Source organism: Agromyces larvae (assembly GCF_022811705.1).
Lineage (GTDB): Bacteria > Actinomycetota > Actinomycetes > Actinomycetales > Microbacteriaceae > Agromyces > Agromyces larvae.
Genome location: NZ_CP094528.1, coordinates 3,242,388 through 3,265,388, shown reverse-complemented (window position 1 = coordinate 3,265,388; position 23,001 = coordinate 3,242,388). Strand labels below are relative to the sequence as shown.

The following is a 23,001-nucleotide window of genomic DNA, read 5'->3' as shown; positions in this document are numbered from 1 at the left end:
GAGCGGATGCCCCGTCGCGCGCTCAGGCGCTGGCGAGCGCCGCGTTCACCACCGCGTCGATGAGCGACTCGGCGCTGCGTTCGGTGGCGACCACGTCGACGCGCAGGCCGAAGTGCGCGGCATCCTTCTGGGTCTGGGGGCCGATCGCGGCGATCAGCGTGTGCTCGGGGATCGGCCCGAGCTGCAGCTGCACCTGCTCGGCGACGCTGCCCGAGGTGACGAGCACCGCGTTCACCCGACCGGCGCGCACATCGTCGACGACCTTCTGCGCGACCGGCACCCCGACGGTGCGGTACGCGACGACCGCCTCGACGTGATGCCCGATGCGCGCGAGCCCGACCGACAGCACCTGCTTCGCGATGGCCGACCGCAGCGCCAGCACCCGCAGGCCCTTCTGCCCGTCGGTGGCCGCCTCCCACTCCTCGAGGAGGCCCCTGGCCGAGTTGTCCTCACTCGGCACGATGTCGGCGCGATACCCGGCGGCGACCAAGGCCGCGGCGGTGGTCTCGCCGACTGCGGCGACCTTCGTCGTCGGGGGGATCACCGCGTGGTACGACGCCAGCACGTCGACCGTGGTGGCGCTCGTGACCGTGAGCCAGTCGAACTCGCCGGCGGCGAGCTTGCGCAGCGCCTCCTCGAGGGCGGGCTGGTCGTCGGTCGGTGCGAAGTTGATCATCGGCGCGATGATGGGCGATGCGCCGCGTGCACGCAGCGACGCGGCGACGCTGTCGCCCCAGGGGCCGCCGCGCGGCACCAGGACACGCCATCCGGCGAGCGGCTTGCCCTCGACGGTTCCGGGCAGGCTGATCGCGCCGGTCATGGGCTCGAATTCGGTCACGGTGCCTCCGCGGGGGGTGCAAGGTCGGCGGCACCGTTGCCGAGGAGTTCCGCGACGGCACGGGATGCGACGTCGCGCGCCGCGTCGGCCAGGTCATCGGCCGAGCGACTGTCGGGGGTGGCGGCGTGCGAACTGGTCACCCGCCGGGTTCCATCGGCACTGTACACCGTCGCCGAGAGGAACAGGAGTTCGTCGTCGATGAACGCGTGCGCCGCGACCGGGGCGGTGCAGCCCGCCTCGAGGCCGGCGAGCACGAGCCGCTCGGCGAGCACGGTGGCCCGTGTCGAACGGTGCTCGACCGCGTCGAGCGCCTGCTCGAGCGAGCGGTCGAGCCGCCCGCCGCGCACCTCGATCGCCAGCGCGCCCTGGCCGGGCGCGGTCGGCCAGACGTCGAGTTCGAACAGTTCGGTGATCGCCTCGGTCCGCCCGAGTCGACCGAGACCGGCGGCCGCCAGGATCACCGCGTCGAGTTCACCCGACGCGACCTTGCCGAGCCGGGTGTCGACGTTGCCGCGCAGGTCGACGACCTCGAGGTCGGGACGGGCGGCACGCAGTTGCGCGATGCGGCGCGGCGAGCCGGTGCCGACGCGGGCGCCCTCGGGCAGTTCGGCGAGGGTGAGCCCGTCGCGGGCGCACAGTGCGTCGCGCGCATCGGCACGCTTGGGCACCGCGCCCAGGCGCAGGCCGGGCAGGTCGGCGGTCGGCAGGTCTTTCAGCGAGTGCACGATGAGGTCGCAGTCGCCGGCGAGCAGCGTCTCGCGCAGTGCCGCGGCGAACACGCCCTCGCCGCCGATCTCGCTGAGCGACGCGCGCGACGTGTCGCCGTGCGTGGTCACCTCGACGAGTTCGATGTCGGCCTTCGCGGCCTTGCCGATGCGCTCGGCGATCCAGCGCGTCTGCGCCGTCGCGAGGGCGCTGCCCCGCGTGCCCACCCGGATGGCGCTCATCGCGCCGCGGCTCCGGATGACGAGGGCGCCGAGGACGTGGCATCCGCGACCTCTTCGCCCGACCGGATGCGCGCGTGGTCGGCCCACGGCCCGAGCTCGGTGAGGTGCGGGCGGTCGGCGTCGGGCACGTCGTTCACGCGCTCGAGCACGAGGTCGACGAGGCCGGCGACGTACGCCGGGTGCACGCCGGGCGTGGGCACGCGGCGCGCCTTCAGGCCGTGCTCGGCCGCGGTCTCGAGGACCTCGTTGTCGAGGTCCCACATGACCTCCATGTGGTCGCTTACGAACCCGAACGGCACGATCACGATCGCGTCGACTGCGCGGGTCGCTGAGCCGGTCGAAGCGGCGAGGTCGGCGATCGCGTCGTTGATGTCGGGCTCGAGCCACGGCGTGCGCGGGTCGCCCGAGCGCGACTGGTAGCTGAGCGACCAGGGCGATTCGGGAGCGGCCGCTTCGCTGATGACGGATGCCACGGCCAGATGCTGCGCGACGTACGCGCCGCCCTCGCCGAACGACGGACCCGATGCGAGCGCCGCCGCGGTGGGGATGGAGTGCGTCACGTACATCACGTGGATCCGGTCGGGCGCGCCCCCCTCGCCGCCGAGCGACGCGATCGCCTCGCGCACGCCCTCGACGAACGGCTGCACGAAGCCCGGGTGGTCGAAGTACTCGCGGATGCGGTCGATCGACACGCCCGTGCCATCCGTCGCCTTCAGGAAGTCCTCGCGGTACTGGCCCACACCCGAGTACGACGTGTAGGCGCTGGTGACGAGGCCCAGCAGCTCGGTGTGCCCGTTCGCCTCGGCCTCGCGCACGACGTCGCCGAAGTACGGCGCCCAATTGCGGTTGCCCCAGTACACGGGCAGGTCGATGCCGCGCGCCGCGAGCTCGGCCTCGAGCGCGGCCTTCAACTGGCGGTTCTGCTCGTTGATCGGGCTCACGCCGCCGAAGTGGCGGTAGTGGTGGGCGACCTCTTCGAGGCGCTCGTCGGGGATGCCGCGCCCCGCGGTGACGTTGCGCAGGAAGGGGATCACGTCGTCCTGACCCTCGGGCCCGCCGAACGACGACAGCAGGATCGCGTCGTAGTGCGTCATTACTGCAGGACCTCCACGAGTTCGGCGGTGGTGATTCGGCGACCCGTGAAGAACGGGGTCTCCTCGCGCACGTGCAGGCGCGCATCGGTGGCGCGGAGTTCGCGCATGAGGTCGACGAGCTCGGTCAGCTCGTCGGACTCGATCGGCAGCAGCCATTCGTAGTCGCCGAGCGCGAACGCGGCGACCGTGTTGGCGATCGCCCCGCGGAACGAGGCGCCCTTGCGCCCGTGCTCGGCGAGCATGCGGGCGCGCTCGGTCGGCTCGAGGAGGTACCAGTCGTAGCTGCGCACGAAGGGGTAGACCGTGAGCCAGCCCTTCGGCTCGACCCCGCGCAGGAACCCGGGCACGTGCGCCCGGTTGAACTCGGCGTCGCGGTGCACGCCCATCGCGTTCCAGGTCGGCAGCAGCGCCTTCAGCAGGCGGCTGCGGCGCAGTTCGCGAAGCGCCCACTGCAGGCCCTCGGCCGTCGGGCCGTGCAGCCAGAGCATGACGTCGGCGTCGGCACGCAGGCCCGACACGTCGTAGATGCCGCGCAGCACGACGCCTTCGCCCTCGACCAGCGCGATGGCGCCGTCGAGGTCGCGCACGACGCGCGGGACGTCGTGCCCGTCGAAGTCGTCGGGTCGGGCGGGGTCGCGCCGGAACACGGCGAAGAGGGTGTAGCCCTCGGGCGTCGGTTCGGCGTCGGGTTCGGTTCTGGGCGCGTCGGCTGCCGCTTCAGCAGCGGGGGAAGACATGCATCCAGTCTCCCCCTTCGCAGCTGATCGGCCAAAACAGCACCGGATGCCGCGGCGCGCCGCCGACCCGACGCAATGCAGGCGCCCTGTTCAGACGAAGGCCGCACGGGTGATGCCTCGGACTGAAGAGCGTGCCTGCCGCGGGACGCGTGACCCTCCGTCGCCCGCTGCTGCACCGCGTCGAGCAGCTCGCGATGCTCGGCCACGAGTTCGGCCACCGTGTAGTGCGGCCGCACGCGCAGCAGGAACAGCTGCAACTCGCTGCCAAGCGCCGCGTGCGCCTCGACGATGCGCGGGCTCGCGGATGCCTCGACCAGCGGAAGGGTGGGCGGAGTGCTTGCCCCATCGCCGAAGCATCCGACAGGATGATGCTCACGACCGGAGTCACTGGGGCGATCCGGCTGGGGCCGGGGGGTCGCCTTTGAGCGAGCACGAGCACGCTGGAGCCACTCGATGGCACCGGTTCTGGAATCGGGGCGGTTGGTGGAAGGCGCTCGCGGTCGCGGTCGTCTACCTGGTGGTCTACGAGGGGCTGGGCTTGCTGCTCAGCGTGCCGTTCGGGCATCTGGTCGACTCCGCGGACATCCTCGCGACGCCCGAGAGCGTCTTCTTCGGTCTCGCGCTGCCGATCCTGCTGGGCGGCATCATCCTGCTGCTCTTCGTGTGGTCGCTGGGCTGGCTCCGCGAGATCTTCGGACCGCAGCCGATCAGGGGCAGCTGGTGGATGTGGATCGGCGTCGCGCTGCTGCTCATCCCGATCGCGCTCCGCGTCGTTGGCACGAACTGGTCGGCCTACTCAGTCGGCGTCGCGCTGACGATGCTCTTCACGGGGCTGTGCATCGGGCTGGCGGAAGAGCTCGTGAGCCGCGGTCTCGCGGTGAACCTGCTGCGCCGTGCCGGTTACGGCGAGAAGGCGGTGATGCTGCTGTCGTCGCTCATCTTCGCGCTCATGCACAGCGTGAACGCCTTCACCCAGCCCCTGCTGGCCGTCGCGCTGACCGTCGTTTACACCTTCACGTTCGGCATCATGATGTACCTCGTGCTGCGGGTCACGGGCAGCATCATCTGGCCGATGCTCGTGCACGCGGCCACTGACCCGACGACGATCCTCGCGACCGGCGGCGTCGACGCACACGGCGACGCATCGGGGTCCGAGGGGCTCATCGCCCTGGCGGGCGATTTCAACTCCGTCTACGTGGTGTTCGCGATCATCGCGATCATCTTCGTGAAGGGCAAGGTCTTCCCCGACCGAACCCCGTCGCTTCGGAAGGCAGAGGTCGACTGATGGGTGCTCCGACGACCGACCGGGTTCCCCGTGTTCTCTGGGTGGGGTTGGTCGCCGCCCTGGTGTACTACGTGGTCGCGGGCGGCGGCGGCGCCGTGTTCAACACCACGCTGCCGTCCGACATCGACCCCGTGGCATCGTTGGCGCTCTCGCACCTGACGATCCTCCCCGTGCTGATCGCGATCGGCTTGGCGTTCGCCTGGTTCTCGGGATGGTGGCGCGACATCTGGACGACGCCGCGCATCTCCTCCTCGCGCCCGCGCCGCTGGTGGCTGTACGTCGTGCCGCTCGTGCTCGCACTGCAGGTCGTGGTGATGTTGGTGGACGCGCCGTGGGCATCGCTCAGCGCCGCATACATCTTCGTCGGGCTCATCGCGTACCTGCTCGTCGGCCTCGGCGAGGAGCTGTTCTTCCGCGGCATCCTGCTGCAGTCGGTCCGCAGTCACCACGGCGAGACGGTGACGTTGCTGGTCACGGCGTTCGTCTTCGGCCTGGGGCATTCCGTCAACAGCGCGTTCCTGGGCGTGCCGGTCTCCGGCATCGCTTTCCAGGTCATCGTCACGGCCGCCGCCGGCGTGCTCTACTACGCGGCCTTCCGGGTCACCGGCACGCTGTGGGTGCCGATCGTGCTGCACGGACTCGGCGATTACGGCCGGTGGCTCCTGGGCGGTGACGGCCAGGACCACACGACTCCCGGAGACATCTGGCTGCAGGGCATCAGCTGGGTGCTCGCCGTCGCCGTGCTCGTCAGCACCATCCGCGAAGACCGCAGAACCCACCGCGAGCGACGGCAGAGCGCCCCCGATACCGACACCGAAACCGAACCCGTGAGGAGCGAACGATGACCACGACCACTGAACCCACCGTGCGGGTCGAGCCCCGCGTCTGGCTCGGCGTCCTGGCGCTCCTCATCTATCTCGCCGTCTTCTACGGCGTCTGGATCTTCAACGGCATCGACTATCTGCACATCGGCGACGACGAAGACACCCTCTTCAAGTGGTACTTCGCGCCCCTGCTGGCGGGAACGATCGTGATCACGATCGTCGTGTCGGTCTACGGCTGGTGGCGTCCCTCGCTCTTCGAGACCCGCAAGCGCCTTCCCGGGTGGGTGTGGATCCTGCCGGGCCTGCTCGCCCTCGCGGCCATCGCCAACCTCGTCGCCGGCGATACCTCGCGCCTCACGCCCACCATGCTGCTGCTGCTCGTCGCCGGCAGCCTGCTCGTGGGGTTCAACGAAGAGCTCGTCACCCGCGGGCAGCTCGTCGTCGCGCTGCGCAGCCGGTTCGGCGAACTCGGCGTGTGGTTCTTCAGCACCCTGCTCTTCGGGCTCATCCACCTGCCGAACACGCTGTTCGGCACCGGTGTCGCGGGGGTGTCGCAGGTCGGCATCACGTTCCTCATCGGCAGCGTGTTCTACCTGCTGCGCCGCGTCAGCGGCACGCTCATCACGGCGATGGTGCTGCACGGGCTGTGGGACTTCTCGACGTTCGCCGCCGCGAAGACGACCGACTTCGCCGGCTTCGGGGGCATCGGCATCGGCATCGCCGCGGTCATCGTCGCGATCGTCCTGACCCGCAGGGAGAGCCGCGCCGAGAAGCACGCTCGCGCGTCGGTTGCGGCGTAGCCGCCCGCACCGACCGGGCGCTCAGGCCGACGGCGACGCGCGGCCGCCGACGAGCAGCGCGGCCGAGCGCGCGAGGTGCTCGCGCAGCGGGTCGGCGCCGCGGCGCTGCACCGCCTCGAGCAGGTCGCGATGCTCGGCCAGCAGTCCGTCGACGGTGTACGACGGCCGTACCCGCAGCAGGAACAGGCGCAACTCGCTGCCGAGCGCGGCGTGCGCTTCGATGATGCGCGGGCTGCCGGATGCCTCGACGAGCGCCCGGTGGAAGTCGGCGTGGGCCGTCTCGACCTCGAGCCAATCGGGGCCCGTCTCTCCCGAGGCATCCGCATCGGGCCCGGCCCGCCCGGCCAGCCGCTCGAGCTCGTCGAGCGCTGCCTCGGCGGGCGCGAGCACCTCGGCCGGCCAGGCCGAGCCGTGCCGCTCGCCGGCGAGCCGCACCGCCTCGCACTCGAGCGCCATGCGCAGGTGCTGCAGCGCGAGGATGTCGTCGCCGTCGAAGCTCGTCACACGCACGCCCCGGTAGGGGGCGGCGACGGCGAGCCGCTCGGCCGCGAGCCGCGCGAGGGCGGCGCGGACCGTATGGCGCGAGGCGCCGAATCGCGCAGCGAGCTGCTCCTCGCGGAGCGGGGTGCCGGGCTCGAGCACGCCGGACAGGATCTCATCGCGCAGCAGCACCGCAACGCGACCGACCGCCGTGGAGCGGTCGGCGCGGCCGCGGGACTCGGCGCGCATGCGTGCGGGTCAGGGCTTGGTGGCGTTGCGCACCACGAGCCAGACGATGCCGCCGGCGACGAGGACGACACCGACGGCGGCCGCCGCGGCGGCGACCGGCTGCTCGTTCGCGAACCGCCGCAGCCGCACCTTGGCTCGATCGGTCGCCCGACCGACCTGCTTGGGAACGTTCAGCTTGTCTTCGAGCGCGTTCAGCGTGCCGGCGAAGTCGGCTCTCGCCCGCTCGACCTGGAGCCGTGCCTGCAGCCGGGTGAGGTTGCGCTCGTGCGCCTTGCGGTCGCGCTTCGAGAGGTCGGCACCGGTGCGACCGGTGCGATCAACGGTGGTCATACTCGCCCGTGCCCTTCACCATGTCGACGTCGCGCTTGAGCGATTCGATCGACTCGAGCGGCTCGGCGCCGCGCTTGAAGCTGACGATGCCGATCCACACGAGGATCGCGATGATCAGCAGCAGGATGCCCGAGACGGTGAGCGCCGCCGCCCACGGCGGCATCACGAGCGCGAGGGCGAGGATGCCGGTCGCGATGAGCGTGCCGAGCAGGAAGATCCCGACGAAGGCGGCGACGACCATGAGGCCGGCGCCGATGCCGAAGTGCTTCGCCTTGTAGCTCAGCTCGGCTTTGATCTGGTCGATCTCGGCGCGCACGAGGGTGGACACCCGGTCGGGCAGCTCGCCGATCAGTGTGAACAGCGAACGCTCGTCCTCGGTGGGTGCGGCCATGCGGTCACCTCCGGTGGTCTGGGTCGCGGATGTCAGTGGATCGCGGATGTCTCAGTGAATCAGTTCCACGGCCTCAACGGTCGGATGCCGCGGGCTTGGCGCGCCCCGCGCGCTTCGCGCCGCCCGTCGAGGTCGTGGACTTCGATGCCGTGGAACGGCTCGACGACTTCGCCTTGTCGGCCCGCTCGGCCGCATCCTCGACGGCGTCGGCCGCATCCTCCACGGCATCGGAGACGCCGTCGGCCGCGCGCTTGGCGGCATCCGAGACCCCGGTGGCCGCCTTCTCGGCGGCGCGACGGAACTCCGACGACCCGCCGCCGCTCGGCTTGGTCGCCGAGCCGATGAACTGCTTCACGTTGTCGAGCACGGTGTCGCTCAGGTCGCCGACTTTCGATAGCGCGAAGTCTTTGACCGTGCCGACGCCCTGCTGCACGGCGGGCTGGTTCCACACGCCCTCGGCGGCGCGCTTGATCTGCTCGTAGCGTTCGCGCCCCGCGCGGGTGCCGAGCACGTACCCGACGCCGAGTCCGACGACGAAGAGGATCTTGCCCTTCATGTCCACCCCAATCCGGTCGCCCAGGGATCGGCGACGTCTCTCCAGCGTAGACCCCGCACCACCGGGAGCAAGGGGGTTGCGCGGATTCATATTCCGCTGCGGCCATGCGACTGGGAGCTCGGTGTCAGCGTCGGCGGAAGGGCGCGAGCGTGGCGCGCACGATCTCGGCTGCACCCCAGTCGTGGTCGAACTGGGCGATCACCGCGAGATGCTGGCGCAACTGGATGATCGGCATCCGCTCGCGCCAGCCCGCGTCGAGCGAGGTGAGTTCCGCATACAGGTCGAAGAAGGCGCGAGCCTCGGGCGGCGGCGCGGTGGTCCAGAGGTGCGCGAGGTCGACCTCGGCCCACGTGTACGAGACCGCCGGGTCGATGAGCGCTGGACGCTCGTCGTGCGTTGACATCACGTTCTGGGCCCACAGGTCGCCGTGCGTGAGGCATGCGGGGCGCTCGGGCAGCAGCTCGGGGAGCCGGGCGCACAGCCGCTCGAGCGCGGCGCGATCGGCGCTGTCGAGCGCGGCCTGCACGCGCGGCTCGTCGAGCCACCGCAGCAGCCGGTGACTGGCGAAGAACTCGAACCCGTCGTCTTCCCAGGTGTTGACCTGTCGGCGGCGGCCGAGCGAGTTGTCGCGGTGCCATCCGAACCGCGGATGCATCGTGCTCAGGTGCAGGTGCGCCAGCGTGTGCGCGAGCCGCGTCCAGAAGGCCTCCGAGTCGGGCCGAGGGCGCAACGCCTCCAGCACCAGCACGTCGCGGGTCGCGAGCAACACCTCGGGCGTTGCCACGCCACCGAGCCGGCGCACGGCATCGAGGCCTTCGGCCTCGGCTTCGAAGGCGCCCGCCGACGGAGCTTCGTCGAACGACTTGACGAACAGCGCAGCCCCGTCGGCAGAGCGCGCGACGCCCGCCGTCGCCGCGAGTCCGCCCGTTGCCGGCTCGATCGAGACGATGTCGGTCATGCCGGCGGCGCGCAGCCGGTCGTGCAGCAGTGTCCTCGATTCCATCCCGCAGTGTTCCCTTCACCCCGCTGCCCCGTGCCGCGGCCACCCCAGCCTGCCACGACGATGCGCGCCGACGCCGCTCAGTCGAGCGTCTGCACCCCGCCCAGCTCGGAGATCGTCGAGCGGAAGAGTGCTTGGCTGTCATCCAGCGGCACCTACGTCCAAGTCGATCCGATCACCGCAACGCCCAGGCTCTGGCCCAGCTGAGCAGCCGCGCGCTCCACGCTGCGTCGCGGAAGCAAGGTGACGGGGTAGGACCGGTCGTCGCCATGGTCCACGGCGAACCCCACGGTCCAGAAGACTCGACTGAAGAAGCCGCTGCTCGTGAACCGGGTCAGCGCACCCGAGTACCTCCCGACCAGCACGTTCTCGATGTCGTGTCTCGGGATCTTGTATGTCCGCAACCAGGACACGACAAGCACCTCGCGCTCGCGAAGTTCGACCCGGAAGAACACGCTACGAACAAGGAACCCGACGCTGACGAGAAGGAGAAACCAGGTCCACGGGTCACCCAGGGCGGAGAGGGCGCCACCGATGATGGAGCAGACTAGCAACGAACCCCACAGCATGACGGCAACGACTCTTCCCCCGTTTCCGAGATGCCACAGGCGCGTGGCTCGAGCAGTCGCGATCACCAGGCGATACTCCTTCCGCCGCTGTACTGAACGTACGCTCGCGAAACGCTTCCGTGAGCACTCGGCGGCGTATACAAGGTACCCGGGAGCGTGCCGACGAGATGTCCAATGGCGTTTCGAGCCACCTCAGTCTGCTTCAAGTACATCGTCGTTGCACCTCGTTCGAGCCTCAGGCTCAGTGCGCGAGTCGCCATCGGGATCTCGCGGGCGGCGGCGACGGCAACCCGTTTGGCCCCCGCCTTGAGGGCGATGCCAACCCCAGCTCCCAAAAATCCGCCGGCTACGCTCAACCCCGCTTCAACCCAGCGCCCCTGTGCAGCGTAGGCCGCCCCTTCGATCGCGCCGCAAGCGACCGAAATGGCGCCCACCATGAACCCGCACGCAAAGAGCGCCGCCTGCGCCACGGGTGAGTCGGTAACGAATTTGGCGGCAGAGATCCACCACTCCTCCGTGCCACTCAGGTCGATCTTGTTGATGGGGTCTGCTGGATAGTCGTAACTGTTGGTGACGCCGCCCTCGACGGGGTCAACTTCGAGGAATCGGCCGAGCGCGGGAACGTATTGGCGAGCCCCCATTTCGATCGTGAAGACACTTCCCACATGCTCGGTGAGTTTCCGATGTTGGCCGAACCATCCGTAGTCCGCATCGCCATGCGCGTTGTCGGGCCCGGTGTCATCGGCGCGGGTCGTACCGGTTAGCCCGGTTGCGCGGTCGATTGGTTGGCCGAACGGGTCATACCGGTAGGGCTCGCTGGTCCGGGTGCCGGAGCTGTCGGCGGTCACGAGGATATCGCCGTGGAGGTTCGGATACGACCAGGTTTCGGTCTCGCCTAGCGTGACGGTTGCGCCGCCCGGAAGGGACAGGATTCGCTGGACCACAGTGTTCCCGGCGTCCAAGATCAATGCAGCACCGTCCCCACCGCCGGTGTGCCCATATCGGGTCGTGCCCGGGTTCTCACCACCGATCTGCGTGCGTTGCACGATCCGGCCGACCACGTCCCGCATGTACTCGACTCGGGTGCCATCGGCGAGCTCGGTTGCGACGTGCTGGTCGGCCACGTCGTACTCAAGCTCCTGGTCGACGAGTCTGGTCGTGTTCCCGTGCGCGTCGTAGGCCAAGTTGGAAGCGGCGATTCCCGCATTCACCGGTGAAGGAGTTTCGCCTACAGGAAAGGTACCCGTCACCGTAGTCGAGATGAGCCGATCGGCCTGGTCGTAGCAGTACGTCGTGGTCCGCGCCTGCCCGCCTGAGGGAGTCACCTTCCAGCTTGTGCGGTTCCCATTTGCACCGGCGCGGGTGTTTGACCCGCACCCTCCGCTTGCGGCAAACGCATAGTCGATCGTCTGTCCCGCGAGGACGGCGCGCGTCAGCCGGCCCGCGGCGTCGAACGAGTAGGTGTCGGGCTGAGTCCACGAGCCGGGAGTCATGATCGCGTGCCCAGTCACGCGACCGGATTGGGAGCGCAAGGCGAGCGATGCCACCGTGTCTTCCAGGGGGCTCGCATTCTCAGGGACAATGGGAGCGTCGAGTTCGAATGCCCACATGGCGTAAATGGATCGACCCGCTTCGTCTTTCAGGTTTGAAGCCAGCGCGGTGTTGTTGCCGTAGTTGACGACACGTAGCTCGCCTGAGTGGTATTCCGCGTCGGCCAGCGGGCGGCCGTCGATGGCAATCGACTCGACTTGCCCGTCAGTGTTGTAGGTGACCTCGGAGACCATGGATGTGCCGCCCGGTGGTGTGACGGTTGAGGTAACGGGTTGCCCGAGAACGTTGTACTCGATCGTAGTCGTGACGCCCCACACGTCCGTGTAGCTGATCGGACGGCCGAGTATGTCGCTCTCGGTCTGTATGTCTCCAGCTTGGTCGCTCGCAGTCTGCTTAAGGGGATTCCCACCGACCGCGTACTCGAACACGGCGGTTCGGGCCGGACTCTCTGCATAGGCAGAGTAGTCGACCTGGATTGTGCGACCGCGTGCGTCGTACCGGGTGCACGTCCATCCCGCGTCTCCTGTGCGCTTTGCACCGGCTTGCCGGCCCCATACATCGTGGATGGTTTGTGTCACGACCCGGGACCCGTCGGCTGCCGGTGGCGAGGTCGCAGACTTGAGCGCCCCGTTCTGCGGAGTGGTTTCGTCGATCCCACAGATCTTCGCATCCGCGTCGGAGATGGCTGGATCGCTGGGCAGTGCCTGCGCGATGGTCTGCGTGTCGCCGTAGTAGGCGTAAACGGTTCCTGCCTGCTCCACGGTGGCTCCTGCTGCGACACCGGCCGGCAGCATTCGCGAAGTTCGCCGATTCAGATCGTCATAACTGGTCGCCGTGCGAAGGTTGATGCCGGCCGGGTCGACGGTCGACGTCGATGGGAGGCCAAGCCAGGGGGCTGCGCCAAATGAGGTCGCCGTCGTGATGGCGGGCACAGCGGGATCCGGTCGACCATTGGTCGAGTCGTCCGTCGTGGATGAGGTCGCCAAGTTATACGCCGGGGCAAGCGCCTCCCCAGGCACCTTAGTGAAGGTGGTGTCCCCTGGCTTCTTCCAGGTCAACGTCAGCGCGGAGGGACCGGTCGATTGGAAGAACGCGACACGGATCCGAGCGACCTCCCCAGCAGCGGTCGGGGTAAAGACCCCAACAGGTGACGCGCTCCACGCACCGGCACGCCAGTAGTCGACGGTGAGATTGTCATCGACCCAGACGCGGGAGCCGTCATCTGAATAGGTCTGGAACTGGTACAAGCCCGCGGTTGGGAACGTGATCGTGCCGGTGAACTGCACCGACCAGTTCGTGGTCGGAATTCCGGCGATCGGGGCGTTTCCGGCCCAGTCTTTGTCGATGCTGCCGTCAGCGATCGCGGGGATCCCGAGGCTGAACGCTTTGGGAACTCCTGCAAGTTGCAGGTTGTCAAACCATTGTGCGTTCAATCCGACCATCCCCTCGTCGTAACGGGTGGAGGAGTGGGCCGCAGTGATCCCGCACTCCGTCGCTGTGTTGGCCAGGGGGCGACGGTCCGGCCCGAAGCAAGTGCCCGGCGCTGGGCCGTACCCGTCGGTCACCCGATCCTGCTGGTCGTAGATCACGGTCGACATTCGTCCCAACGGATCTGTGCGGGACAGCATCTGGTCTTTCGCATTCCACACCGTCGTCGCGGTCAAGCCTGATGGGCTGGAATCCGAGATGGTACGCCAGGCCTCGTCGAAAACCACGGTGCGCGTGTGACCGGTCGCAGGCACGCCCCACTCGTCTTGACCAGTGACATCGACATACGTAGTCGACGCCTCCCCATACGTGTACCTGTACGTGGACTGCGACGCGATTGTCGTGCCGTCGGGTGCAGCAAGAGTCACCGTGCTCGCCCGACCGGTCGTATCGTAGGTGATGCTGGTCCGGTTCGTGGGCCCGGCGTCACGGCTCGGGTTCGCGCGCAACCAGTCGGTCTGCAGCGCGTCCCGGATCGATGTCAGCCGGCGTTCGCCGTCGTACCCGAAGGAGACTTCTTCGTTCCCTGGGTCTTGAATGCCGATCAACCGTTTCTCGGCATCGTAGAACAGTCGCGTCGTGTCGGCCATGCCTGGGACATGCCCGGGATATACGATTCGGCACAGCAATCCTGCCGGCGCCTCGGGTGCGCCAGCTGTCGCGGGCGGGCACGCCTTGCCCGAGCCATCACTGTCTGCGCCGGTGAGCGGGCCCGCAACCTGGTCGCCACCATAGAAGTACCACACCTCTCGCGGCGCGGTCATCCCACCCAACCGGTCGAACGTGCGCTGAACTCGGCCGTCGGCGCGGTATTCGATCGAGGGCTGCGCCGGCTTCTTCGCGTCAAGCGGGCTGGTTACCTGCTCGATCGCACCGTCGGCGCGGAACACATGAACCACTCCAGCGCCGTCCGTGAACGACACACGCCCGTCACCCGTGATCGTGACGACACCGGTCTCACCGGGGGGAGGCGCATACCCACCGTTCGGCTGTTTCGTATACGCGTGCGTTCCTCCCTGCTGATCCAAGAGCGTCACAGATCCCTCCTCGACGCGGACCCTCGTGAACGTGCCGAGATCACCACTCATGAACGTCGACGACGCCCAGCCGTCCGGGAGGATCTCAGCCGACTTCGTGAACCACGACGCAGGAACCGGGGCCTCACTGCCGTCAGGGGTTCTCACCCACAACTCGATAACCGCAGCTCCGGCGTTCTCGAAGTACTCCAGTTTCAAAGGCACCGGCCTGGCTGCGAGCGTCTTCGCGGTCCCCCATTGGACCCCAACGGGTGCCGTGTTCGTCCACTGATCAAGGACTCTGCTGCCATCAACGTCCAGCCGCGCACCATCATCACGCACCACTCCGAACGTGTAGGTTCCTGCCGAAGGCGGTGTCACGAATCCGCTCCAACGGGCCATGAAGACCTCGACCGGCACCCCCTCGCCCGGTGACCCAATTCCCCACTGGAAGCGCACCTGCGTGTCCGTCCGTGCGAGCACCCGATTCGCCTTCGCGAAATCCCATGTCTGCGGTTGCCCGGCGGAAGTCGTCGCGTCGAAGTACTCACCGCGCAGTCCCGCATTCGACGAGTGCTTTGAGTTGTAGGTGAACGACATCCCCATCGGTCCACCAACCGTGGACACGGTGGGTGAGCTGAACGACACCGACACGTTCCCAGACGCCAGGTTCACCGCGACAGGCCCGGCTACGCCGACAGGGAACGGGCCCGAGACCCCCAGTCTGGCGTCCACCGTGAATCGGCTGACCCAAGGCGTCGGCGACTCCACCCCGTACCCCTGGTCTTTCGTCAACGCCGTCCACGAATACGTCGTTCCGCTCTGCAACGAACCAGCCGGCACGGTCCAGGTCGGAGTATCCAACCAGTTCGACAACAACACCCCACCAGTCCGCGAGTCCCCACCCGTCGCGACTCGGAATCGATACTTCAATGTACGCCCCGCCGGATTCGCGGGCGCTACGACCGACAAGGTCGGCTGCGTCGATACGACCACCGCCCCGTCGCTAGGGGACGCCGTCGCAGCCGCAGCCACCGGCACCGACGCCGTTGTGAACGCCCAGGTTGCTGATCCGCGCTGAGTCGACACGTTCAAGTGACTGTCCCAGTCGTCCCGGACGTACGCCTTCCAGTAGTACGTTCGTCCGGGCAACAGCACCGTCTCGGGCACCTTCACCGAATCGGATGCCTGCCAGCCGGTTGAGAACACCGGATTTACGTCTGGGTTCGGATTCTCCGACACCTTGAACCAGTGCTGTCCAATCGTGCCCGCTGGAAAGGAGTACCCGTCCACTTTCAGTGTCGGTGTCAACGATGTGTTCACCGCGTTCGCGGCCGGTGCACCCGCCGCCAAAGTTCCCGGCCGGGGGTACTCCTTCCACGCCACGAACAGGTCGTACTGGCGATAGTGCTTGTACGTGAAATCAGCGATCTCAGCGCCGGTGAACGTTAACCACATCGCGGTGGAGCCACCAGCGGTCCACGACGCCATTGCTTGCGCAAAATCTAGATCCACAATCTCGCCGCCGCCATGCCAATAGTGAGCTGACCCGAGATATCCGCCAAGTGACTCGTACTGGAAGTTGTTCGACGCGTACAATCCGCCCCACCGCTCCGTCGTAGTGGAGTCATCCGACTGGTTGCCTAGCGCGATTGCCGCGTCCGTGACCTGCTTACCGGCGATCTCCCCCCAACTGAACAATGCCATCGTCCGCCATGTGCCGGTCCCGTTCGTGTTCCCGACCTGGACACCGTAGTTGTGGTTGTACTGCCCGTTCGTCTTGTACGCATGCGTTTCAGAAGCACCGAACTGATACACCACTGGGTCGACCATCACCGGATAAACACGATCCTTCGCGTTCAACCATGCACGATCCGGCCGCAACGTCAGATTCCACCCGTCACCGTCACGCACCACTGTCGCGTCAACGTTGGCCTGCTCGTTCGCCCGTTCACCCAACGCGCCCGAGGAGTCCCACATCGTCGGACGGGGCATCACCATCCGCACTCGGCCCGATGCCTCCTCAAACACGATCTCCCCCGTGTCCGGATCCTCCCGCAGATGCAGACCTGGCGCGTCGACCCGCCACTGCCACGAGGACACGCCCTTTCGACCTGGCGCCTTCGCCAGTTGGAACAACTCCTTCACGCCTGTCTGTTCGACCTCGTACACCAGATCAGTGTTCGGGAACACATCGGCATATACCACCCGGCCCTTCTCACCAGACCACGGCGCCAGATCCCGCGACATCCGCGCCGACGACGCCCCGACCAACGTGAAACCGACCCTTTGTCCACCCTGAGAAACCATCAAGAGCGGGGCCTCATCGGCCCGCTCCGCGAACACCGGTCGCAACGGATGGTCCCGGACCTCCGCACCTCCCATACCCAACCATCCGAACGCGCCGCGACCCGCCAGCTCCGTCGACACCGGCTTCCACTCGCCATCAACGCGTACGTTCAGCGGAACATCCGAGAACTGCGTTACGCGCGAACCGTCCTCTGCTGCGAACGTCTGCGAGAACGCCTCCCGCGCAACGACTCTGGCGGAGAGAGGATCGAAATCTTCCAACCCCGGCTGGTCCGCGCCAGCCTCATCTCGTCCCCCGCCAGGACTCTCCTCCAACGTAACCGGAGGCTCCGACGCGAGCGGCGACAAAAGGGAATCGCCGGCAGGATCCGCCGGCTCGACCACTTCACCCGCCGCTTCATCAACTGGCTCCGACTCGTCGGGCAACAACGGCTCGACGACTGTACCGTTAGGCTCAGTCGGCTGAGCCAGCTCCGCCGCAGTCACCGGCTGCGCCAAGGCACCCACCAGCACCACCGACAGCACCGAAGCAATCATCACATCGACCAAGCGGCGCCGAACGTCCAAGCCAACCTCCACGTTGTAGGGAACGTGAGCAGGAATCTAGGCTCTCCAGGACCCCTAGCGCGTACCCCATAACAGGGGCTAGTCAGAGCCATCAAGAACGCAGCAAGGTGTATGTTCGCTGTTTCTCTGGCATCGATCCGCGCCTCCGTTCCGGACGGCGCAGACATTTGTGCGCCGCTTCGGTCCTGGCCCAGTCGCACGAGCGACCCTCGCGGAGGTGGCTCCCCACGCGGCCAACTTGAGAACGGTTTGGCTGCGCTCACCGAATCGCGCTTATCCGCGGGTCGGGGCAGCTATTGCTCGACACAACCGCCAGCGTCCGGGGATGACACCCTCAGTCCGCCGCGGGAGCGTGACCCTCCTGCACCGCGAGCTGCCGGATGCGGCCGGCTGCGTCGCGCGCGTGCGGCACGACGGAAGCGAGCCCGGTGCCCGCGATCCACGAGCCCGTCGCCTCGATGCCCGGCTCCGCGGCGAGCGCCGCCTCGAGCGCCCGCACGCGTTCGCGCTGCCCGAGGGACGCGTGCGAGAGCGCGTCGCGCCACGCGGTGCGACCCGAGGCGCGCAGCATCGAGGCGTCGAGCGGCACGCCGAGCAGCGTGGACGCGTCGGCGAGCGCGAGCGCGGCGACCGCGTCGGCGTCGAGCCCGTCGAGCGGGTTGGCGGCGCCGGCGCGACCGTACGACAGCCGAACGACGTGGCGGCCGCCCGCCTGCTCGGCGAGCCACGGCCATTTCGCCGTCGCGTGCGTGAGCGCCTTGGCCGACACTCCGGGCGTGCCCTCGGCCACGAGCACGCCGGTTCCGCGCGGCGCGGCATCGAGGGCGGGCGCGTCGAGCACGAGCGTCACGAGCTCCACGGATGCCGCGGCCGGCCAGTCGCTCGCGTCCGCCCAGCCCTCGACGGCGTCGGTGAGGAGCCGGCGCGAGGTGCGGGCCGGGGCGGCGAGGATCGCGAAGCGCGCGTCGACGAGGAGGTCGCGGTCGGAGGCGATGGCCCGCGCGCGCCAGCCGGCGCCGGCGGTTCCGGCCGGTTCGGCGGAGGTCGTGGCATCCGACCGGTGCCGCTCGAGGCCGGTGACCTCGGCGCCGGTGACGACCTCGACGCCGAACCGGTCGAGCTCGGCGACGAGCGCCTCGACGAGGGTGTGCATGCCGCCGCGCAGGCCGAGCACGGCGCTGCCGGCACGACGCGAGCCGACGAGTTGGGCGACGCCGCCCGAGAGCGAGCCGGTGCGGGTCATCGCCTCGTTCAGCCCGGGTGCGACGACGTCGAGGTCGAGGTCGTCGGGGTTCGCCGAGTACACGCCCGCCGAGATCGGCGTGACGAGCCGGTCGAGCACCGCGGCGCCCATGCGCGAGCGCACGAGCTGCCCGAGACTGCGGGCGCGGCCGATGCGCAGGATCGGCATCACGCGATCGGCATATGCGCGCCACGCGCCGCTCCAGCCGATGATCGCGCGCACGTCCTCGCCGAGCGGGTTCGCCGGGATGCCCAGCACGCCCGTCTTCGGCAGCGGCGCCGCCGCGACCTCGTCGCCCCGGCCCCACGCCAGCCAGGCCCCCGCGGGGTTCGGCGACTCGACCCGATCGCCCAGTCCGAGCCGTTCGACGAGGGCCGCGACCGAGCCGTTGCGGGTCGCGAACGATTCGGCGCCCGCGTCGAGGGCGAGGTCGTCGAGGTCGATGCGGGCGACGCAGCCGCCCACCCGATCGCGTCGCTCGAGCACGATGACGTGCAGCCCGATCCGGGCGCACTCGAGCGCCGCGACCAGGCCGGCCGCGCCGCCGCCGACGACCACCACGTCGGCCGAGCGGTGGTCGGGTTCGGCCGGCTGCACCGCTTCGGGGAGCTCGGATGCCTCGGATGCTCCGGGGAGCTCGGATGCCTCGCTCACGCGCCGGCCTCGTGCACGAGCTCGACCACCCGGGTCAACACGGTCGGGTCGGTTTCGGGCGGCACGCCGTGCCCGAGGTTGAAGACGTGGCCGGGGGCGACCCGACCGCGCCGCAGCACGTCGCGCACCGCCGCGTCGAGCACCGGCCAGGGCGCCGCGAGCAGCGCCGGGTCGAGGTTGCCCTGCAGCGGGACGCCGTCGCCGACCCGCGACGCGGCGACGTCGAGCGGCACCCGGTAGTCGACGCCGACCGCATCGGCTCCGACGCCGCGCATCGCACCGAGCAATTCGCCCGTCCCGACGCCGAAGTGGATCACGGGCACGGTGCTGCCGGGGGCCTCGCCCGAGGCATCCGTCGTCTCGTACGCGAGGTCGTGCACGAACGAGAGCGCCCGCGCCGAGGCGGGGGCGACATGCTGCTCGTAGTCGGCGAGCGACAGCCCGCCAGCCCACGAGTCGAAGAGCTGCGCCGCCGAGGCCCCGGCGAGCACCTGGGTGCGCAGGAACCGCCCGGTCAGCTCGGCCGTCCAGTGCATCAGGTCGCGCCAGGCGCCCGGGTCTGCGTGCATCAGCGTGCGCGCCGCGAGGTGGTCCTTCGAGGGCCCGCCCTCGACGAGGTAGGCCGCGAGGGTGAAGGGGGCGCCGGCGAATCCGATGAGCGGCGTCGCACCCGTCTCTCGGCCCGCAGGAGCGGTCGTGCTCAGCTCCGCGATCGTGCGTTCGACGGCCTCGGTGATCGGACCGCTCTTCTCATCGAGGATCGCCGGATCGATCGCGGTGAGCTCGGCGATCGCCGAAGCATCCGCATAGCCCTTGCCGAAGACCGGCCCCCGACCCGGCTGGATCTCGACGTCGACGCCCACCAGCTTCAGCGGCACCACGATGTCGCTGAAGAAGATGCCCGCATCGACCCGGTGGCGGCGCACGGGCTGCAGGGTGATCTCGGCCGCCATCGCCGGGTCGAGGCAGGCGTCGAGCATCCGCGTGCCGACCCGCAGGTCGCGGTACTCGGGCAGCGAACGCCCGGCCTGCCGCATGAACCAGACGGGGGTCGTGTCGCTCCGCTCCCCGCGATAGGCGCGCACGAGTCGCGAATCCGAGGTCGAGCCGGCCGAGAGCGGATGCTGCGGAGGAAGGATCACCCGCACATTCTCGCCTACCCGGGCTGAGAGGAACGACCGGGTCAACGGGTCAGCACGCGTACTTCTTCGCCCACTGGTAGTCGGCCTTCAGCTGCATGTCAGAGCCCCAGTAGTAGCCGGTGCTGCAGAGGCGCGTCCAGGTCTGCGGGCCGACGACGCCGTCGACCTGGAGGTGGTTGACCGACTGGTAGGTGCGGATCGCGCCGAGGGTGATCTTGCCGAACGACCCGTCCCGCGCGATGGGGGTGCGGATGTCGGGGCGGGCTGCGTTCACCGTGCTCGACGTGCTCACGAGCGCCTGGATGGCCTTCACGCAGTTGCCGGTGCCGCCGTAGCCGTACACGTACTGACGACACGGCGCCGTCGCGGCGGAGGCGGGTGCTGCGGTGCCGAAGATGCCGGCGGCGACGGCCACAGCCGCGAGGACGACGAGGATGCGCGAGCGCATGGTGCCCCTTTCGAAGGGTTCGAAGATGCACGAGAGGGTGCTTCGGCCCGGTGCCACCAGGATGCACGGCGCGCGGCCCCGGCCATCGAAGCACATCCCCCTCGACCTCGTCGGATCGCCTGTGGACAACTCCGCGCTCGCCCGACGCACTGCGGGACACGGGCCGAAAACCAGCGGAAAGCTGCGCCGATCGGGCCTCCCGGGTCTACAGTCGTGAAGGTCGTGTCCCCCGCACGACGACGTACGGCCGCCCCAGCCGTGCGCCTCCGCTCCCCCCGGAGACCATCGTGACCGAAGACGTGTCACCCGCACGACGCGCAGTCCCCACCGTCCTGATCGGTCTGGCTGCGGCCGCCCTCGTCGCCGTGCTCATCGCCGCAGGCCCCATGGTCGAGCGAGCCATCGCAAAACTGCCGGGCGTGCCGGCGAGCCGAGCCGCCCTCGCGCTCGGCGCGGCATCCGTCGTGTTCGTGGTCGTGCTCGCATTGCGCCGCCTGCGTCTGCACGCCCGCGACCGCACTCGCCGACGGGCGCTCGAGTCGTCGCTCGGCGCGACCGTGACCACCAGCCTGCGCACTCCCATGCTCACGACCGCACTCGGCGAACTCGGAACGCAGGGCCGGCTCGGTCCGCACTTCTCGATCGTCGCGGATGCCACGGGCATCGTGTTCTGGCGCGGCAGCCGACGCCCCCGCCCGGTCGTCTCGTTCGCGTGGCGCGAGATCCGCAACATCCGCTGCGACCGCATCGCGGCCGGCGCCCGAAGCGTGCCGGTCGCCGTGCTGCGGGTGCGCCGTGGCGGGTCGAGCCTCGAGGTGCCGCTGGTCCTCGCGAGCGACCGCGCGTTCGGGTTCGTGCTCCCCGACGAGCAGTTCTACGCCACCGTGCGCGGGTGGAAGGCCGAGCATCGCGCCGCGCTCGCGGCCGAGGGCCTCGAGCTCCCGCCGCTCACGTCGCCGATCCCCGTCATCACGGCTGAACAGCTCGCCGCGGCCGGCGCCGGCCGCGGTCTCGCGGCCGCGCACCGCTGACCGTCCCCACCCTGTTCAGCACGGCATTCCACAGCTTGTAGAATCGTGCGGTGCTCATCTGCTTCACCGCGAGTCACAAGAACGCCGGGTTCGATCTGCTCGAGCGTCTCTCTGCGACGGCCGAAGGTGCAGCCCGCCGCATGATCACCGGCCACGAGGCCGTGCAGGGCGCCGTCGTCGTGGCGACGTGCAACCGATTCGAGGCCTACCTCGACCTCGATCAGGTCGACGGCGAGTCGCCGGTCGACGCGGTGCACGGTGCCATCCACGCCGTCGGCGAGGTCGCGGGCGTCGATGCCGAGGCGCTGCGCAGCACGTTCGGGTTCGCGCACGGCAACGCCGTCGCCGCCCACCTGTTCGCCGTGGCATCCGGTCTCGAATCCGTCGTCGTCGGCGAGGGCGAGATCGCCGGGCAGGTCCGTCGCGCCCTCGAGGCCGCGCATCGGGAGGGCACCACCACCCCTGAGCTCGAGCGGCTGTTCCAGCGTGCGTCGCAGACGTCGCGCAAGGTGAAGAACCGCACCGGCATCGGCAGCGAGGGCCGTTCGCTCGTGCGTCTCGCACTCGAGCTCGCCGAGAGCCGCATCACCGACTGGGCGCAGACGCGCGTCCTGCTGATCGGCACCGGCCGGTACGCCGGCGCCTCCCTGGCGGCGCTGCGCGACCGCGGCGTCACGGATGTCTCGGTGTACTCGCCGTCCGGTCACGGCGCGCGGTTCGCCGCATCGCACGACCTGCCGGCCGTCGCCGCAGACGACTACGCCCGCGCCGCGGCGGCGGCCGACGTGATCGTCACCTGCACCACGATCGAGACGCACGTGCTCGATCGGGCGATGCTCGCCGAGGGTCGCGAGCTGCTCGCCCGCGCGACGGCGCTGCCGACGATCGGCGCCGTCGAGGTGGCGCCCGAGATCGAACGCCGCCAGCTCGTCATCGATCTCGGCCTGCCGCGCAACGTCGACCACGATGTGACCGAGCTCGTCGGGGTCGAACTGCTCGACCTCGAGACCATCAAGTTCCACGCCCCGATGGAGGAGTTCGGCTCCACCGACGAGGCGCGCGAGATCGTCGCCCGGGCCGCCCGCAAGTTCGGCGACGTCGCGGGCGAGCTCGACCTCGCCCCCACCGTCGTCGCGCTGCGGTCGCATGTGTTCGACCTGCTCGACGGCGAGATCGAACGCGCCCGCTCGCGCGGCGACGCCGACGGCCGCATCGAGGAGGCGCTGCGTCACATGGCGGGCCGGCTGCTGCATACGCCGATGGTGCGGTCGCGGCAGCTCGCGCGCGACGGCGAGCAGCGCGCGTTCATCGACGCGGTCGAGGCGCTGTTCGGCGTGCGCGCCGACGAGGCGGATGCCGCGACCGCCGTCGAGGCATCCGAACCGTCCGACCGCCGCGCCCACCGCGACGCCTCCTGATTCGCTGCGCCGCCCGCGCCGTGGGCCGCGCGC

The 23,001-nt window shown here is 69.2% G+C and carries 19 protein-coding genes; 5 read left to right on the top strand and 14 right to left on the bottom strand.

The annotated features are described in order from the left end of the window. Positions 1–22 precede the first annotated feature (22 nt). From MTO99_RS15570 to hemQ, 4 genes are read right to left on the bottom strand one after another with little or no spacing between them, the layout of a single operon-like run. A complete protein-coding gene (locus MTO99_RS15570; protein ID WP_243559144.1) occupies positions 23–820 on the bottom strand; it encodes a uroporphyrinogen-III synthase in 798 nt (265 codons plus the stop codon). 14 nt (positions 821–834) lie between these two features. Next, complete coding sequence (gene hemC, locus MTO99_RS15565; protein ID WP_243554676.1) at positions 835–1,785, bottom strand: hydroxymethylbilane synthase; 951 nt, start codon at positions 1,783–1,785, stop codon at positions 835–837. Beyond that, the gene (locus tag MTO99_RS15560) at positions 1,782–2,879 is read right to left on the bottom strand and encodes a ferrochelatase (protein WP_243554675.1); all 1,098 of its coding nucleotides are present in this window, start codon (positions 2,877–2,879) and stop codon (positions 1,782–1,784) included. The genes hemC and MTO99_RS15560 overlap by 4 nt, the downstream gene beginning before the upstream one ends. Next, positions 2,879–3,616, bottom strand: coding sequence for a hydrogen peroxide-dependent heme synthase (hemQ, locus tag MTO99_RS15555; RefSeq protein WP_243554672.1), 738 nt, complete (start codon positions 3,614–3,616; stop codon positions 2,879–2,881). The genes MTO99_RS15560 and hemQ overlap by 1 nt, the downstream gene beginning before the upstream one ends. Before the next feature lie 421 nt (positions 3,617–4,037). Between hemQ and MTO99_RS15550 the strand changes: the two genes are divergently transcribed. Genes MTO99_RS15550 through MTO99_RS15540 form a run of 3 tightly spaced genes read left to right on the top strand, consistent with a single transcriptional unit; the run spans position 4,038 to position 6,525 of the window. Further along, positions 4,038–4,901, top strand: coding sequence for a CPBP family intramembrane glutamic endopeptidase (locus tag MTO99_RS15550; RefSeq protein WP_243554670.1), 864 nt, complete (start codon positions 4,038–4,040; stop codon positions 4,899–4,901). Beyond that, positions 4,901–5,746: a CPBP family intramembrane glutamic endopeptidase gene (locus tag MTO99_RS15545; RefSeq protein WP_243554668.1), complete on the top strand. Its 846-nt coding sequence runs from the start codon at positions 4,901–4,903 to the stop codon at positions 5,744–5,746. The genes MTO99_RS15550 and MTO99_RS15545 overlap by 1 nt, the downstream gene beginning before the upstream one ends. Further along, complete coding sequence (locus tag MTO99_RS15540) at positions 5,743–6,525, top strand: CPBP family intramembrane glutamic endopeptidase (RefSeq protein ID WP_243554666.1); 783 nt, start codon at positions 5,743–5,745, stop codon at positions 6,523–6,525. The genes MTO99_RS15545 and MTO99_RS15540 overlap by 4 nt, the downstream gene beginning before the upstream one ends. Before the next feature lie 21 nt (positions 6,526–6,546). Here the strand turns inward: MTO99_RS15540 and MTO99_RS15535 are convergent, their stop codons facing one another. The 10 genes from MTO99_RS15535 to MTO99_RS15490 form a co-directional block, all read right to left on the bottom strand. Beyond that, positions 6,547–7,254, bottom strand: coding sequence for a GntR family transcriptional regulator (locus MTO99_RS15535; RefSeq protein WP_243554664.1), 708 nt, complete (start codon positions 7,252–7,254; stop codon positions 6,547–6,549). 9 nt (positions 7,255–7,263) lie between these two features. After that, a complete protein-coding gene (locus MTO99_RS15530) occupies positions 7,264–7,584 on the bottom strand; it encodes a DUF3618 domain-containing protein (protein ID WP_243554663.1) in 321 nt (106 codons plus the stop codon). Further along, positions 7,571–7,975, bottom strand: a complete 405-nt coding sequence (locus MTO99_RS15525) for a phage holin family protein (RefSeq protein WP_243554661.1) — start codon at positions 7,973–7,975, stop codon at positions 7,571–7,573. Before MTO99_RS15525 ends, MTO99_RS15530 begins: the two co-directional genes overlap by 14 nt. Before the next feature lie 73 nt (positions 7,976–8,048). Then, complete coding sequence (locus tag MTO99_RS15520; protein ID WP_243554659.1) at positions 8,049–8,531, bottom strand: hypothetical protein; 483 nt, start codon at positions 8,529–8,531, stop codon at positions 8,049–8,051. A gap of 124 nt (positions 8,532–8,655) precedes the next feature. Further along, a complete protein-coding gene (locus tag MTO99_RS15515) occupies positions 8,656–9,534 on the bottom strand; it encodes a fructosamine kinase family protein (RefSeq protein ID WP_243554657.1) in 879 nt (292 codons plus the stop codon). Positions 9,535–9,686: 152 nt separating this feature from the next. Further along, complete coding sequence (locus MTO99_RS15510) at positions 9,687–10,166, bottom strand: hypothetical protein (protein WP_243554655.1); 480 nt, start codon at positions 10,164–10,166, stop codon at positions 9,687–9,689. Further along, positions 10,163–17,005 carry a PA14 domain-containing protein gene (locus tag MTO99_RS15505; protein ID WP_243559142.1) on the bottom strand — a complete coding sequence of 2,281 codons (6,843 nt, stop codon included), beginning with the start codon at positions 17,003–17,005 and terminating at the stop codon, positions 10,163–10,165. Before MTO99_RS15505 ends, MTO99_RS15510 begins: the two co-directional genes overlap by 4 nt. 361 nt (positions 17,006–17,366) lie before the next feature. Further along, positions 17,367–18,929, bottom strand: coding sequence for a protoporphyrinogen oxidase (gene hemG, locus MTO99_RS15500; protein WP_243554653.1), 1,563 nt, complete (start codon positions 18,927–18,929; stop codon positions 17,367–17,369). Next, on the bottom strand, positions 18,926–20,071 hold the full coding sequence (gene hemE / locus MTO99_RS15495) for a uroporphyrinogen decarboxylase (protein ID WP_243554651.1): 1,146 nt from the start codon (positions 20,069–20,071) through the stop codon (positions 18,926–18,928). The genes hemG and hemE overlap by 4 nt, the downstream gene beginning before the upstream one ends. Positions 20,072–20,120: 49 nt before the next feature. Then, complete coding sequence (locus MTO99_RS15490; protein WP_243554649.1) at positions 20,121–20,519, bottom strand: peptidoglycan-binding domain-containing protein; 399 nt, start codon at positions 20,517–20,519, stop codon at positions 20,121–20,123. Between the two features lie 287 nt (positions 20,520–20,806). Here MTO99_RS15490 and MTO99_RS15485 point away from each other — a divergent pair, with 287 nt between their 5' ends. After that, the gene (locus MTO99_RS15485; RefSeq protein ID WP_243554647.1) at positions 20,807–21,550 is read left to right on the top strand and encodes a hypothetical protein; all 744 of its coding nucleotides are present in this window, start codon (positions 20,807–20,809) and stop codon (positions 21,548–21,550) included. A gap of 50 nt (positions 21,551–21,600) precedes the next feature. Continuing rightward, positions 21,601–22,968 carry a glutamyl-tRNA reductase gene (locus MTO99_RS15480; RefSeq protein WP_243554645.1) on the top strand — a complete coding sequence of 456 codons (1,368 nt, stop codon included), beginning with the start codon at positions 21,601–21,603 and terminating at the stop codon, positions 22,966–22,968. Positions 22,969–23,001: the final 33 nt, after the last annotated feature.